Source organism: Gordonia sp. NPDC003425 (assembly GCF_053588635.1).
The window spans coordinates 132,534-147,846 of record NZ_JBSFQI010000002.1 but is presented as its reverse complement, the minus strand read 5'-3'; the positions used below and the strand labels follow the sequence as shown (position 1 = coordinate 147,846).

The 15,313-nt window shown below is 68.3% G+C and carries 10 protein-coding genes; 9 read left to right on the top strand and 1 reads right to left on the bottom strand.

The window, feature by feature from the left end; translation table 11 throughout:
* Complete coding sequence (locus ACWDTD_RS03195; RefSeq protein WP_449745617.1) at positions 1-621, top strand: nitroreductase family protein; 621 nt, start codon at positions 1-3, stop codon at positions 619-621.
* A 66-nt stretch (positions 622-687) separates the two neighbouring features.
* The gene (locus ACWDTD_RS03190; RefSeq protein WP_449745616.1) at positions 688-1,335 is read left to right on the top strand and encodes a TetR/AcrR family transcriptional regulator; all 648 of its coding nucleotides are present in this window, start codon (positions 688-690) and stop codon (positions 1,333-1,335) included.
* An 89-nt stretch (positions 1,336-1,424) separates the two neighbouring features.
* Here ACWDTD_RS03190 and ACWDTD_RS03185 read toward each other — a convergent pair whose 3' ends face one another.
* Entirely contained in the window at positions 1,425-5,021 is a 3,597-nt protein-coding gene (locus ACWDTD_RS03185) for an indolepyruvate ferredoxin oxidoreductase family protein (protein ID WP_449745615.1), read from the bottom strand.
* Positions 5,022-5,235: 214 nt separating this feature from the next.
* On the opposite strand from ACWDTD_RS03185, the gene ACWDTD_RS03180 reads away from it, so the two are divergent.
* The 7 genes from ACWDTD_RS03180 (at position 5,236) to ACWDTD_RS03150 (ending at position 15,307) form a co-directional block, all read left to right on the top strand.
* A complete protein-coding gene (locus tag ACWDTD_RS03180) occupies positions 5,236-6,849 on the top strand; it encodes a carboxyl transferase domain-containing protein (protein ID WP_449745614.1) in 1,614 nt (537 codons plus the stop codon).
* Positions 6,850-6,931: 82 nt separating this feature from the next.
* Positions 6,932-9,076 (top strand): acetyl/propionyl/methylcrotonyl-CoA carboxylase subunit alpha, encoded by a 2,145-nt coding sequence (locus ACWDTD_RS03175; RefSeq protein ID WP_449745922.1) that lies wholly within the window; start codon positions 6,932-6,934, stop codon positions 9,074-9,076.
* A complete protein-coding gene (locus ACWDTD_RS03170) occupies positions 9,067-10,212 on the top strand; it encodes an acyl-CoA dehydrogenase family protein (RefSeq protein ID WP_449745613.1) in 1,146 nt (381 codons plus the stop codon). The genes ACWDTD_RS03175 and ACWDTD_RS03170 overlap by 10 nt, the downstream gene beginning before the upstream one ends.
* Entirely contained in the window at positions 10,209-10,715 is a 507-nt protein-coding gene (locus ACWDTD_RS03165) for a MaoC family dehydratase (protein ID WP_449745612.1), read from the top strand. The genes ACWDTD_RS03170 and ACWDTD_RS03165 overlap by 4 nt, the downstream gene beginning before the upstream one ends.
* Before the next feature lie 6 nt (positions 10,716-10,721).
* Complete coding sequence (locus ACWDTD_RS03160) at positions 10,722-11,633, top strand: HpcH/HpaI aldolase/citrate lyase family protein (protein ID WP_449745611.1); 912 nt, start codon at positions 10,722-10,724, stop codon at positions 11,631-11,633.
* A gap of 39 nt (positions 11,634-11,672) precedes the next feature.
* Entirely contained in the window at positions 11,673-13,328 is a 1,656-nt protein-coding gene (locus ACWDTD_RS03155; RefSeq protein WP_449745921.1) for an AMP-binding protein, read from the top strand.
* A complete protein-coding gene (locus ACWDTD_RS03150; RefSeq protein WP_449745610.1) occupies positions 13,325-15,307 on the top strand; it encodes an acetoacetate--CoA ligase in 1,983 nt (660 codons plus the stop codon). Before ACWDTD_RS03155 ends, ACWDTD_RS03150 begins: the two co-directional genes overlap by 4 nt.
* The last annotated feature ends 6 nt before the right edge of the window (positions 15,308-15,313 follow it).

Sequence of the window (15,313 nt, the reverse complement as noted above, 5' to 3'; positions counted from 1 at the left end):
ATGACCGAACTGCTACCGCTCGACCCCGACCAACTGCTCACCACGACGAGGTCGGTGCGCAAACGTCTCGACCTGGACCGTCCGGTCCCGATCGAGGTGGTCAAGGAGGCCCTCGAGGTGGCGCTGCAGGCGCCGACCGGCAGCAACAGCCAGACGTGGCACTGGATCGTGCTCACCGATCCCGAGATCAAGGAAAAGGTGGCGGCGTATTACGCGCGCTCGTTCGCCGCCTACGCCGCGCAGCGTGACGCCACCACCGACACCGCGCGTCGCGTCGCGTCGAGTTCGACGTATCTGGCCGAGGTGATGGGGCAGGTGCCCGTGCTGGTGATCGGGGCCATCTACACCGGAGGTGAGTTGCCGGAGGGTAACCAGGCCGGGGTGTGGGGATCGCTGCTGCCCGGCGCGTGGAGTCTGGCCCTGGCGCTACGCGCCCGCGGGTTGGGGTCGGCGTGGACCACCTTGCACCTCACCTACGAGCGCGAGGTGGCCGAGTTGCTCGGTATCCCGCCGACCGTGCATCAGGGTGTGTTGCTGCCGGTCGCCTACACGAAGGGCACCGACTTCAAACCGGCAGGCCGACGGCCGCTCGACGAGGTGCTGCACATCGACGGGTGGTGACCGCGCCCCGGCGCCTGGCCCGTTCTGTCGGGAACGCGTGTCGGCGACGGTAGATTCGTGGTCACCATGACCAGCCGCGATCAACCGGTCGACGCCGTGTCGACCACACCCCGTACCCGCCGCGGAGAAGCGAAGGCCGCGCGCCGGGTCGAAATGCTGGCCGCAGCGGCCAGGCAGATGGCCGACCGTGGGTTCGCCGGGGTGCGACTCGAGGACATCGGTGGGGCCGTCGGCGTCAGTGGCCCCGCGATGTACCGGCATTTCGCGTCGAAGACCGATCTGCTCGACCAGATGCTCATCGACATCAGCGTGCGGCTGCGCGACGGCGGCGACGAGGTGGTGGGTCGGGGGCTGCCGCCCGCCCAAACACTCGAGGCGCTCATCCACTTCCACATCGACATGCTGGTCACCAAACCCGATCTCATCGTGGTGCAGGACCGCGACCTGCACTCATTGACGCCCGCGGCCAATCACGAGGTGCGGTCGCTGCAGCGCCGCTATGTCGAACAGTGGGTGGACGTGTTGCTGCAGTGGGCGGCGGAGAAGGGGTGGACGGGCCTGACCCGTGCGGAGGCGAGGGTCCGCGTCCACGCCACGTTCGGTCTGCTGAACTCCTCGCCCCGGCTGCCCGACATCGACGAAGTGCGGTTACGCACCCTGTTGACCGCGATGGCCACCGCGGCGCTGCAGTGCCGGACCCCGCAGGATGGGTGACTGAACGCTGCTACGGGAGCGGTGCCAGCGACCTGTCGAGCCGACTATTGTCGTCGCGGGTCGCTGACACCGCATTTGTAGCAGCGAGATCAGATGCCCAACTCCACCCGCCGCCGCGCCAGTTCCTCCCGGTAGCGCGCCACGTTGGCCATCTTGATCTGCTCGTAGCCGCGGACCATGTCCGGTAGCGCGGCGAGGCCGACCAGTGCGGGCAACTGAGCGGGCCCGATCCGGTCCGCCGACCATGCGGCCAGCGCCGACTCGATCAGACGCCGGTACTCGACGATCAGTTCGCGCTCCGTGCGTCGGATCTCGGTGTGGCCGAACGGGTCCAGCCGCGTTCCCCGCAGCCGCTTCATCCGGGCCAGCCCCGACAGCAGTGGCGCGGTCTTCGCGCCGAACGCCATCTTGCTGGTGCGACCCATCGCCCGCAGCAGCGGCGGATGCAGGCGCACCGCCACCCGGGCATCATCACCGTAGGCCGAGGCGATCTGCGCGGCGAACGCCGGGTCGGCGGTCAGGCGGGCCACCTCGTACTCGTCCTTGTAGGCCATCAGTTTGTACAGGTTGCGCGCCACGGCTTCGGTGAGCTCGATCGAGTGCGTGGTCTGCTGCACGTCGGCCACCACGTCCAGGAAGCTGCGGGCATAGTCCTCGTCGGAGTGGGCGACGAGTTCGTCGTAGCGCAGTGCCACCGGCCCTGCGATGGTGTCGTCGATGCCCCGCGCCGCCACCGCCCGAACCGCATGCGCACTGATCGCAGGCGCGGTCGGCGCCGCGCTTCCCGACACCTCCGCGCTTCCCGATACCGCCGCGCTTCCCGACACCGCGTCCGCGAGCGCACCGGGATCGGCGATCGCCTGGCGACCCCGACGAAAGGCGGCGATGTTCGCCGCCACGGCCACACCGTTGAGTTCCACGGCCTTCTCGATCGACGCGGCCGAGATCGGTAGCGCACCGGTCTGATACGCCGCACCGACCATGAGCATGTTGGCGAATTGCTCGTCGCCGAACAACTCGGTGCTCAGCGCGCCCGCGTCGAGGTAGGCCGCCCGTGCCACCTGCGTGCCGATCCGTTCGTGGATGCGGGAATCGGCCGGAAATCCCGCCGCGGTGTCGATGACCATCGCTCCGGTCGGGATCTGCGTGGTGGATACGATCGCCGTGGTGCGATCGGCGGCGGCGACCTTGAGGTGCATCGGGTCGGTGCCGACGATCGAGTCGCACGCCAGATAGAGATCGCAGCTGTCGGAGGCAGCCTTGGCCGCCTGTTCGGTGGGTGTCGCGGTCACCTTGAGGTCGCTGACCACCGCCCCGCCCTTCTGGGCGAGCCCGGTCATGTCGACGGTCCGTGCGGCGTGGCCGTCGAGGAAGGCGGCGGTGGCCAGCACCTGTGACACCGTGACCACCCCGGTGCCACCGATCCCGGTGATCCGCATCGTGAAATCAGTGTTCCGCGTGAAGGTCTCGGCACCCTGCGGGTCCGGCAGCGCCTCGGCCGGCAGGTCGACGGACCGCCGTGCCTGCGGCACCGCACCCGGGGTGACGGTGACGAACGACGGGCAATCACCGGCGAGACAGGAGAAGTCGAGGTTGCACGAACTCTGGTCGATGCGGGTCTTGCGGCCGAACTCGGTGGCCACCGGATGCACCGACAGACAGTTCGACTTCTCGCCGCAGTCGCCACATCCCTCGCAGATCCGTTCGTTGATCATCACCCGCTGCGTCGGCGTCGGCATCTGTCCCCGCTTGCGCTTGCGGCGTTTTTCGGCTGCGCAGTGCTGATCGTGGATGAGAACGGTCACGCCGGGGATCTGCGCGAGTTCGGTTTGGACGTCCAGCATGTCGTCGCGGTGGCGCACCGTGACACCCCGGGCCAGCGTGTGGGTACGGGTGCGGTCGGGATCGTCGGAGGTCACCACGATGCGTGCGACCCCCTCGGCCAGCAGCAGTTCGGTGAGACGTGTCAGGCCGAATTCGCCCACCGCGTCCTGGCCGCCGGTCATCGCCACGGTGCCGTTGTAGAGCAGCTTGTAGGTGATGTTCTCGCCCGAGGCCACTGCCGCTCGCAGTGCGAGCGAACCCGAATGTGTGAAGGTGCCGTCACCGATGTTCTGTACGAAGTGGCGCGCGGGGACGAACGGTGCCATGCCCAGCCACTGGGCGCCCTCACCGCCCATCTGGGTGACCCCGGCGATATCACCCACCTGGTGCGGGTCCATCAGCAACACCATTGCGTGACAACCGATACCGCCGCCGACAAGTGTGTCGGGGGCGACCTTGGTGGAACTGTTGTGCGGGCATCCCGAGCAGAAGTACGGGGTGCGTACCGCCAAGGGGAGATCGATGCGGGTGGGTGTGTGGCGGGCGGCGCGACGGTCGAGCCAGGCCTGCGCTGCCTCGACGTGATGGTGCCGGGCGAGGCGCGTGGCCAGACCGAGCGTCACCGCGTCGACGTCGAGTTCGCCGAAACGAGAGAACAACGTCGACCCGTCCTCGTGGACCTTGCCGACGATCCGCGGCGCGCGCGGATGCCGATAGAGCATGTCGCGCATCATGGTTTCGATGAAGTCGCGCTTCTCCTCGATCACGATCACCTCGTCGATGTCCCCTGACGCGGTGTCGGTGATGAAGCGCTCCACCATCTCGCGGTCGAGCGGGTACACCATCCCGAGCTTGAGGATGCGGATACCGAGACGATGCAGCTCGGCATCGTCGATTCCCATGAGGTGCAGTGCATTACGCATGTCGAGGTAGGTCTTTCCGGCAGCCACGATGCCGATCCGGTCGTCGGAGCTCGACACGGTGACGCGATTGATGCCGTTGAGGCGGGCATAGGCCAGCGCCCGCGGCATCCGGATGGTGAGCTGATTCTGTTCGAGTTCCATCAGATCGGCACCGAGAAGCCGGCCGCTCGGCACGTGTGGACTGCGGCCGAGATCGCCGTGGACGGGGTGAACCCGGCCGAGGTCGGCGGTCGACGAACCGTCGGCCACGTGCGCCGAGATCTTCAGCGACGTCCACAGTCCGCTGACCCGGCTCATCATGGCCGCGTGCACACCCAGCTCGAGGATGTCCTGCGAGTCGGCCGGGTAGAGGGTCGGTATGTACAGGTCGGCCAGCGCCATCTCCGAGGTGCACGGCACGGTGGAACTCTTCGCGCCCGGATCGTCGCCCACCAGGGCCACGGCACCACCGTCGGGGTGTGTGCCGATGAGGTTGGCGTGGCGCAGGGCGTCGGAGGCCCGGTCGAGTCCGGGTGCCTTGCCGTACCAGTAGCCGACGATGCCGTCGCGCGGTGCGCCGCTCGGGTCGGCGGCCAACTCGCTCACCGTGGGCGCCAGCTGTGTGCCCATCACGGACGTCGCGGCGATCTCCTCGTTGAGTCCGGGCCGGTGCACCACGTCGAAGGGTTCGAGGATGTGGTGGCGTCGCGCGAGTTCGAGATCGAAGCCGGCCAGCGGTGAGCCCTCGTAACCCGACACGAACGACGCGGTGCGCAGATTCCGGCGGCGATCGATGCGCGCGCGGTCGGCGATGATGCGCACGAGCGCCGCGATACCGGGGAGGGGGACCGTGCCCGTTTCCCGTGTGTAGCGGTCGGCGAGGGTGAAGTCGCTGGTCGGGAGGTGGGTCGTGCCGGGCCGGCGCGGGCGGTGGTCGGCTCGATCGTCTGCGAGGGTCATGGGTTCACCTGGCCTTCTTCTGCTGTTCCGCGTCGGCGAGGGGTGGTGCCGACGCGCATGTGTGGCGGGTCCAGGGGTGGTGGACCCACTTCACACACTACGAAAGATAGTGATCGCCGTCACTCATGGGCGAGAATGAATCGAAGGCGTGACACGGCGTCGGGGATCGGTTAGTGTCGCGTTCAGTTAATGATTGCTAACTGAAAGGGGCGCGGTGTCCACCACTTCACCGGCAGCGGCGACTGCACCGCCGGCGGTGACACCGGCCGGCTTCCGCGAGGCGCACGAGACCAACGTCGCGGCCCTGCGCGAGCGGCTCGCACGTGTCGCGGTCGGCGGCGGCGAGCGTGCGCGCAACCGCCACCTCGCCCGCGGCAAACTGCTGCCGCGCGATCGGGTGGACACGCTGCTCGACGTCGGATCACCGTTTCTGGAGGTCGCCGCGCTGGCCGCACTCGGCATGTACGACGACAAGGTGCCCGCGGCCGGCGTGATCGCCGGCGTCGGCCGGATCGCCGGGCGCGAGTGCATGGTGGTGGCCAACGACGCCACCGTGTCGGGCGGCACCTACTACCCGATGACGGTGAAGAAGCACCTGCGCGCGCAGGAGATCGCCGCGGCCAACCGGCTGCCGTGCATCTACCTCGTCGACTCGGGTGGCGCGATGCTGCTGGCCCAGGACGAGGTGTTCCCCGACCGCGACCACTTCGGCCGCATCTTCTTCAACCAGGCGACGATGAGCGCCGCAGGCATCCCACAGATCGCCGCGGTCCTCGGCTCGTCCACCGCGGGCGGCGCCTACGTGCCCGCGATGAGCGACGAGACGGTGATCGTGCGCAACCAGGGCACCATCTTCCTGGCGGGACCGCCGCTGGTGAAGGCGGCCACCGGCGAGGACGTGACCGCAGAGGATCTCGGTGGCGGCGCCATGCACTCGTCGGTCTCCGGGGTCACCGATCACCTGGTGGACAACGACGAGCAGGCCCTTGCCGCCGTCCGCGACATCGTCGCGACGCTGGGCCCGCGGGAGCCGGCGCAGTGGGAGGTGGCCGCTCCGCGTCCCGCGGCGCGTCCACAGACCGACCTCTACGACGTGGTGCCCACCGACCCGAGGACGCCCTATGACGTGCGCGAGGTGATCGGCATCCTCGCCGACGGCGGCGATTACCGTGAGTTCAAACAGAATTACGGCACCACGCTGGTCACCGCGTTCGCCCACATCGGCGGACACCCCGTGGGCATCGTGGCCAACAATGGTGTGCTCTTCAGCGAATCCGCCCTCAAGGGAGCGCATTTCGTCGAGCTGTGCGACCAGCGCCGAATCCCGTTGGTGTTTTTGCAGAACATCACCGGCTTCATGGTGGGCCGTGCCTACGAGGAAGGCGGCATCGCCAAGAACGGCGCCAAGATGGTCAACGCCGTCGCCTGCGCCCGCGTGCCGAAGTTCACCGTGATGATCGGCGGTTCCTTCGGCGCCGGCAACTACTCGATGTGCGGACGCGCCTACTCGCCCCGATTCCTGTGGACCTGGCCCAACGCCCGCATCTCGGTGATGGGTGGCCCGCAGGCCGCCGAAACCCTGGCAACGGTGCGCCGCAACCAGATCGAGCGTCGCGGCGAGCAATGGCCCGGCGCCGACGAGGAGGCCTTCAAAGAACCGATCCGTGCCCAGTTCGAACGCCAGTCCGACGCCTACTACTCGACGGCGCGATTGTGGGACGACGGCGTCATCGACCCCGCCGACACCCGCACCGTGCTGAGCCTGGCGCTCGAGACCTGCCGATACGCCCCACTCGCCGACGTGCGCTACGGCGTCTTCCGGATGTGAGGAACCCATCGTGACCGACACCGTCCCGGATGTATCGAGCGCATCCCACACCTCCCACGCCGGCGACGATCTCCCAGATCCGGTGCAGTCCAAAACGATTCGCAGTGTGCTGGTGGCCAACCGCGGCGAGATAGCCTGCCGTGTGATCGCCACCCTGCGGCGCCTCGGCATCCGCAGCATCGCCGTCTACTCCGATCCCGACGCCGAGGCCGAGCACGTGCGGCTCGCCGACGTCGCGGTGCGCATCGGTCCGGCGGCGGCCACCGCGAGCTACCTCGACATCGCCGCGGTGCTCGACGCCGCGCTCCGCACGGGTGCCGACGCCGTGCATCCCGGCTACGGATTCCTCTCGGAGAACCGGTTTTTCGCCGAGGCGCTGGCCGATGCGGGCATCATCTTCGTCGGGCCACCGGCCACCGCGATCGCCACCATGGGCGACAAGATCACCGCGCGTGCCGCCGTATCGGATCGGAATGTGCCGGTGGTGCCGGGCATTTCGCGACCCGGACTCTCCGACGTCGAACTCGTCGACGCCGCATCCGACATCGGGTTCCCGGTGCTCATCAAGCCCAGCGCGGGCGGCGGCGGCAAGGGTATGCACCGTGTGGACGATGCGGCCGCGCTGCCCGGCGCCCTGGCCACGGCGCGGCGCGAGGCGGCGTCCGCATTCGGCGACGACACCCTGTTCCTGGAACGATTCGTCGACACCCCGCGCCACATCGAAGTGCAGGTGCTCGCCGACGCCCACGGCACCGTGATCCACCTCGGCGAGCGTGAGTGTTCGCTGCAGCGCCGTCACCAGAAGGTGATCGAGGAGGCGCCGTCGGCGCTGCTCGACGAGGCCACGCGGCAGCGGATCGGCGCTGCGGCCTGCGACGCCGCCCGCAGTGTGGGGTACACCGGCGCGGGCACGGTGGAGTTCATCGTCTCCGCGCACCGCCCCGACGAGTTCTTCTTCATGGAGATGAACACGCGGCTGCAGGTGGAACACCCGGTCACCGAGATGGTGACCGGCGTCGACCTCGTCGAACAGCAGATCCGGGTGGCGCGGGGCGAACCGCTCGACCTCGCCCAGGACGACATCGTGCTGCGCGGCCACGCCGTTGAGGCGCGCGTATACGCCGAGGACCCGGCGGCGGGATTTCTGCCGACCGGCGGCACGATCACCGCGCTCGCAACCCCCGAGACCGGGGCCGCGACAGGAGTGCGCCTCGACTCGGCGATGGCCCGCGGCCTGGTGGTGAGCAGCGACTACGACCCGATGCTCGCCAAGGTCATCGCCTACGGCGACGACCGCGCCGAGGCTCTCGACCGGCTCGACCACGCACTGTCGGAGACGCGGGTGCTCGGCGTGGTCACCAACATCGACTTCTGCCGCGACGTGCTGGCGCGGCCGCAGGTGGCCGCCGCCGACCTCGACACCGAACTGCTCGACCGGCTCGCCGCCGACTACACCGCACCGCCGCCCGCGCCCGAGGCACTCGCCCTGGTCGGACTCGCCCGCGTTGCACGGCAACTCGTAGGACACGGTGCCGCCGACGTGTGGCGCCGGGACGTATGGCACAGCGCCGTGGGGTGGCGGATCGGCGGCCGGGCGCCGGTGATCACGCGGCTCACCTGGGGCGGCCACCACATCGCGGTGACCGCCGACATCGCCGGAACCGACACCGGCCGGATCGACGCGGTCGTGACGGTGAGCGTCGACGACGACTCGGGCCCCCCCGACTGGCACGCATCGGTGACCTACCTGCCCGGTGGTGGGGACCCGACGCGCACGCAACCCGAGAGCGCCGGGGTTCGTCTGGTCGTGGACGGCGTCAGCCAATCCTGGACGATCGCCGACGCCGGCGCACACGGTGTGCGGGGGGTCGACTCGTGGTGGGTGTCGGGGCCGCAGGGAACCTGGCTCGTCCACCAGGCCAGGGCACTGCTCGACGAGGCCGCCGAGGAGAATGCCGGTGACATCGTGAGTCCGATGCCGGGGACCGTGGTGGCCGTACCTGCCACCGCCGGAGCCGAGATCACCGCCGGCGCAGCGGTGGTGGTGGTGGAGGCGATGAAGATGGAACACACCCTCACCGCGCCGATCGACGGTACGGCGCAGATCTCGGTCCGGGTGGGGGACAAGGTCTCCGCCGGTCAGGGCCTTGCTCACATCACACCCGTCCAGATCACCCCGGCCGACACCGCACCAGCCGACGCAGCAGGAGAGAACAGATGGAACTGACCCCTGAATACACCGACCTGATGCACACCGTGCGCGACTTCGCCCGCTCGGTGGTGGCCCCGGTCTCGGCGACACACGATGCCGAACACAGCTTTCCCTACGACGTGGTCTCCCAGATGGGCAAGATGGGTCTGTTCGGGCTGCCGTTCCCCGAAGAGTACGGGGGCATGGGCGGTGACTACTTCGCGCTGGCACTGGCACTGGAAGAACTCGGCAAGGTCGACCAATCGGTGGCCATCACTCTCGAGGCGGGAGTGAGTCTGGGCGCCATGCCGATTCACAAGTTCGGCAGCGATGAGCAGAAGCAGCGATGGCTACCCGACCTCACCTCCGGTCGCGCGCTCGCCGGATTCGGACTGACCGAACCGGGGGCGGGCTCCGACGCGGGTGCCACCGCCACCACCGCACGCGACGACGGGGATTCGTGGGTGATCAACGGTGCCAAACAGTTCATCACCAACTCGGGTACCGACATCACCTCCCTGGTCACGGTCACCGCGGTCACCGGTGTGAAAGACAACGGGCGCAAGGAGATCTCGACCATCATCGTGCCTTCCGACACGCCCGGATTCACGGCCGAACCCGCCTACAACAAGGTCGGCTGGAACGCGTCCGACACCCACCCGCTGTCCTTCGTCGACGTGCGGGTACCCAAGGAGAACCTGCTCGGCACGCGTGGGCGCGGCTACTCCAACTTTCTGTCGATCCTCGACGAGGGGCGCATCGCCATCGCAGCCTTGGCCACGGGCGCGGCGCAGGGCTGCGTGGACGAGAGCGTGGCGTACGCCAAGGAGCGTGAATCGTTCGGCAAGCCGATCGGCGAGTACCAGTCGGTGGCGTTCGCCATCGCCCGGATGGAGGCCCGCGCACACGTGGCGCGCACCGCCTACTACGACGCAGCGGCAAAGATGCTGGCGGGCAAACCTTTCAAGAAGGAGGCCTCGATCGCCAAGATGATCGCCAGTGAGGCGGCGATGGACAACGCCCGGATGGGCACCCAGATCCACGGCGGCTACGGGTTCATGAACGAGTACCCGGTGGCACGCCACTATCGCGATTCCAAGATCCTGGAGATCGGTGAGGGCACCACCGAGGTGCAACTGATGCTGATCGCGCGGGAACTGGGCTTCTCGTGAACGCCGAGAACGAGACCGCGACCGCCCGCCGCGTGATCCAACGCGGACTGTGGTTCGAGGAGTTCGTCATCGACACCATCTACGAACACCGGCCGGGCCGCACGGTGACCGAGGCCGACAACGTCGTGTTCACCACGCTCACGATGAATACCCAGGCATTGCACCTCGACGCGGCGTGGTCGGCCACGCAGCCCGGCTTCGGCGGTCAGCGGCTGATCAACTCGATGTTCACGTTGTCGACCATCGTCGGGCTGTCCGTGTCGCAACTGACCCAGGGCACGCTGGTGGCCAATCTCGGTTTCAGCGACATCTCTTTTCCGGCACCGCTATTCGCCGGCGACACTCTCTACGCCGAAACCGAGTGCACCGGAAAGCGCGAATCCCGCTCCCGCCCCGGCGAAGGAGTGGTCAACTTGGTCCACGTCGGCCGCAACCAGGACGGGGTGGTGGTCGCCCGGGCGACGCGGGCCACCCTGGTCCGGAAACGACCCGAGGAGAGCTGATCGAGAATGTCCGCCGGACCGCTACCGACCCAGTCAGCCGGACCTCCGGCGAAATTGGCCAACCCGTGGACTCCGCCGGGGCCCGCGATGCTCTTCTGCCCGGCCGACCGGCCCGAACGTTTCCAGAAGGCCGCCGACCGCGCCGATGTGGTGATCCTCGACCTCGAAGATGCGGTGGCGCCGCAGCACCGGGCGGCGGCTCGCGAGGCGCTCGTCGCCCACCCACTCGATCCGGATCGCACCGTGGTCCGAATCAATCCGGCGGGCACCGGCGACTACCGCCGCGATCTCGCCGCACTCGCCGACACCAACTATCGCGTGGTGATGCAGGCCAAGGCCGAGACGGCCGACACCATCGTGCCGACCGCGCTGCAGACCATCGCCCTGATCGAGACCCCGCTCGGAGTGGTGCGGGTCAACGAGATCGCTTGTGCGGTCAACTGTATCGGCCTGATGTGGGGCGCCGAGGATCTCGTCGCCGGCCTCGGCGGCAAGTCCAGCAGATTCGGCGCCGACGAGCCGGACCCGGGCACCTACCGTGACGTTGCGCGCTATGCGCGATCGATGGTACGGATCTCGTCGGCGGCCGCCGGGATCTTCGCCGTGGACTCGGTACACCTCGACATCCCCGATGTCGACGGACTCGCCGCGGAGGTGCGCGACGCCGTCGCACTCGGATACGCCGCCACCGCGTGTATCCATCCGTCCCAGGTCGCGATCATCCGCGCCGGTTATCGGCCTTCCGATGACGAAATCGGTTGGGCCGAAAAGATTCTTGCCGAGGCCGGGCGTGCGGGCGGCGGCGTGTTCAGCGTCGACGGTCAGATGATCGACGGTCCCGTGCTACGCCAGGCCGAGGCCGTGATGACACGTGCCGCAGCCGCCGCCACCGACGGGCACCCCACCGTCAACCCATGACCGCGCAACCACCCGGGAAGAGGGATCGACATGGCTGAGATGACCACCGAACTGTCATACGCCAGAGGCGAATCGGATCCGCCGCTGCTCACCGAGACGATCGGCGCCACGCTGTCGAGGACCACCGAGGCTTTCGGCGACAACATCGCACTCATCGACGCACCCACCGGCCGCACCTGGACCTACCGCGAGTTCCGGCGCGACGTGCTCGCGCTTGCTGCCGGATTGCTGCGGCTTGACGTGAGTGCCGGCGACAGGGTGGGGCTGTGGGCACCCAACCGGCCGGAATGGGTGCTCACCCAGTACGCGACGGCCGAGATCGGGGCGATCCTGGTCAATCTCAATCCGGCCTACCGTCAGCACGAACTCGACTACGTACTCACCCAGTCGGGATCGAGCGTGGTACTCGCCGCCGCGCGTTACAAGGATTCCGACTACGCCGGCATGCTCGACGCCGCACGTCCGGCCGCGCCCGACGTCCGTGAGGTGATCCTCTTCGACGGTTCGGCCTGGGACGAGCTGACCACCAACCCGACCGACGACGAACTGTCGGCGGTGGCAGCACGCGCGGCGAGTCTGCGCCCCGACGATCCGATCAACATCCAATACACCTCGGGCACCACCGGTTTCCCCAAGGGGGCCACGCTCACACATCGCAACATCGGCAACAACGGCTACCTGGTGGGCGAACTGCTCGACTACACCGACGCCGACCGCATCTGCATCCCGGTGCCCTTCTACCATTGCTTCGGCATGGTGATGGGAAACCTGGCGGCCACCAGTCACGGTGCGGCCATGGTGATCCCGTCACCCACCTTCGACCCCGAGGCCGTGCTGTCGGCAGTCGCCGAACACCGCTGCACCAGTCTGTACGGGGTGCCGACGATGTTCATCGCCGAACTGGCGTTGCTCGATCAGTTCGACGACGGCCACGTCGACCTGTCGTCGTTACGCACCGGGGTCATGGCCGGCTCACCCTGCCCCGAACACGTGATGCGTCAGGTGGTCGACCGGATGCACATGCGCGAGGTGTCGATCTGTTACGGCATGACCGAGACATCGCCGGTATCCACCCAGACCCGGGTCGACGACCCGCTGGAGTTGCGTGTCGGCACGGTGGGCCGGGTGGGTCCGCACCTGGAGATCAAGGTGATCGATCCCGTCACCGGCGAGACCGTGCCACGCGGGGAGACCGGCGAGTTCTGCACCCGCGGCTACAGCGTGATGACCGGATACTGGAATCAGCCCGACAAGACCGCCGAGGCGATCGACGCGGACGGGTGGATGCACACCGGTGACCTGGCCGTGATGGATGCGGGCGGCGCCGGGAGCGGCGGCGGTTATGTGCGGATCACCGGTCGCATCAAGGACATGGTGATCCGCGGTGGTGAGAACATCTATCCGCGTGAGATCGAGGAGTTTCTCTATACCCATCCCGACATTCTCGACGCCCAGGTGATCGGGGTGCCCGACGAACGCTACGGGGAGGAACTGATGGCCTGGATCCGCTTGAAGGAGGGGGCGGCCGACCTCGGCGCCGACGACATCCGGGAGTTCGCGTCGGGTCGGATTGCGCGACACAAGATCCCGCGCTACGTACATGTGGTCAAGGAGTTCCCGATGACGGTGACCGGCAAGGTCCGCAAGGTCCAGATGCGCGCGGAATCCGTCGAGATCCTGCGGCTGCTGCGATGACGCCCGGCACCGGGACCGGTTACCGCATCGACGAATTCGCCGCCGCGGTGGCCGCACGCGAGGCCGTCGACGTCGGTTCCTATGACTCGTTGTGGCGATGGTCGGTGTCGCGGCCGGCTGCGTTCTGGCGTGCCGTGTGGGACTTCTTCGATCTCGATGTGCTCGGCGGGCCGCTCGCCGACGGCGACGGCGCCGTGCTGGCGTCATCGGACATGCCCGGCGCGCAATGGTTTCCCGGCACCACGCTGAACTATGCCGCGCAGGTTTTCCGGTACGCCATCGGACCCGACGCGGCCACCCGCACCGCGGTGGTCGGCATCGACGAGGACGGCGGGCGCCGCGTTCTGACCTGGGCCGAACTGCGTTCGGACGCACTGTCGTTCGCGCGGACCCTGCGTTCGCTGGGCGTGGGTGACGGCGACGTGGTGGCCGCCTACCTGCCCGATCTGCCCGAGGCGATCGTCGCCTTCCTCGGCACCGCGACCGTGGGTGCGATCTGGTCGGGCTGTGGACAGGACTACGCGCCCGAGGGGGCGGCCGGACGGCTGGCACAACTGAATCCGGCCGTGCTCGTCACCGCCGACGGCTATCGATACAACGGCAAGACCATCGACAAGGTCGCCGACAGCGATGCGCTCGCCGGCCTGCTCGACGGGCTGCGCGCCCACGTCGTCGTCGGCGATCCGGCCCGTCACAGCGAGGGCGTGGCGCGAATCTCGTACGCGGACGCGGTGACCCGTGGCGGTGACGACGGCGATACCGAGCCGGTTCGGGTGGCATTCGACCATCCACTGTGGGTGCTGTTCAGCTCCGGCACCACCGGCAGGCCCAAGGGAATCGTGCACGGTCACGGGGGAGTGGTGCTCGAACACCTCAAGGCGGCCGGCCTACACGCGGGGCTCGCGCCGGGCGACGTGTTCTTCTGGCAGACGGCGCTGAGCTGGATGATGTGGAACTTCCAGATCGCCGGGCTGCTGTGCGGTGCCGAGGTGGTCTGTTACAGCGGGTCGCCGCTGTATCCGAGCGCAGACCGGCTGTGGCAGATCGTCGCCGATGAGAAGGTGACCTACTTCGGCACCAGCCCGGGGCAACTGCAGGCCTCACGCAAGGCGGGGCTGGCACCCGGACGCGACCATGACCTCACGGCGCTGCGCACCCTCGGCAGCACCGGTTCGTCGCTGTCGGCCGACCTGTTCACCTGGATCGACCAGAACGTGTCCGCGGGCCTTCCGGTGTCGTCGATCAGCGGCGGCACCGACGTGGTCAGCGCCTTCGCCGGCGGCTCGGCGGGGGTTCCGGTGGTACCCGGCGAACTGTCGGTGCGCTATCTGGGTGTGGCGCTGCAGAGTTGGGCACCCGACACCAGACCGCTGATCGACGAGGTGGGCGAGATGGTCATCACCGCACCCATGCCGTCGATGCCGGTGAGCTTCTGGAATGATCCCGACGGGTCGCGCTACCGCGCGGCGTATTTCGCGCACGAATGGTCCGTGCCCGATACTCCGCCGGTCTGGCGCCATGGCGACTGGGTGACGCTCACCGGCCGCGGTTCGCTCGTCATCCACGGCCGCAGCGACGCCACACTGAACAAGCAGGGCGTGCGGATGGGCTCCGCCGACATCTACGAGGTGGTCGAAGGTCTCGACGAGATCGCCGAGGCGTTCGTGGTGGGTGTCGACGGTCCCGGCGGCGCCTACTGGATGCCGTTGTTCGTCACCCTCACCCCGGGCGCGGTACTCGACGACGATCTGCGTGCCCGGATCACCCGGGAGATCCGCACCCGATTGTCGCCACGTCACGTGCCCGACGAGGTGATCGAGGCGCCCGGCATCCCACACACCCGGACGGGCAAGAAGCTCGAGGTTCCGGTGACCGCGATCCTGGCCGGCCGGGCGAGCGTCGACGTCGATCCGAGGTCCGTCGATGATCCTGCGCTCATCACGTGGTTCGCGGAGCAGGGTCGCGCGCATCAGTGGTGAGATCGC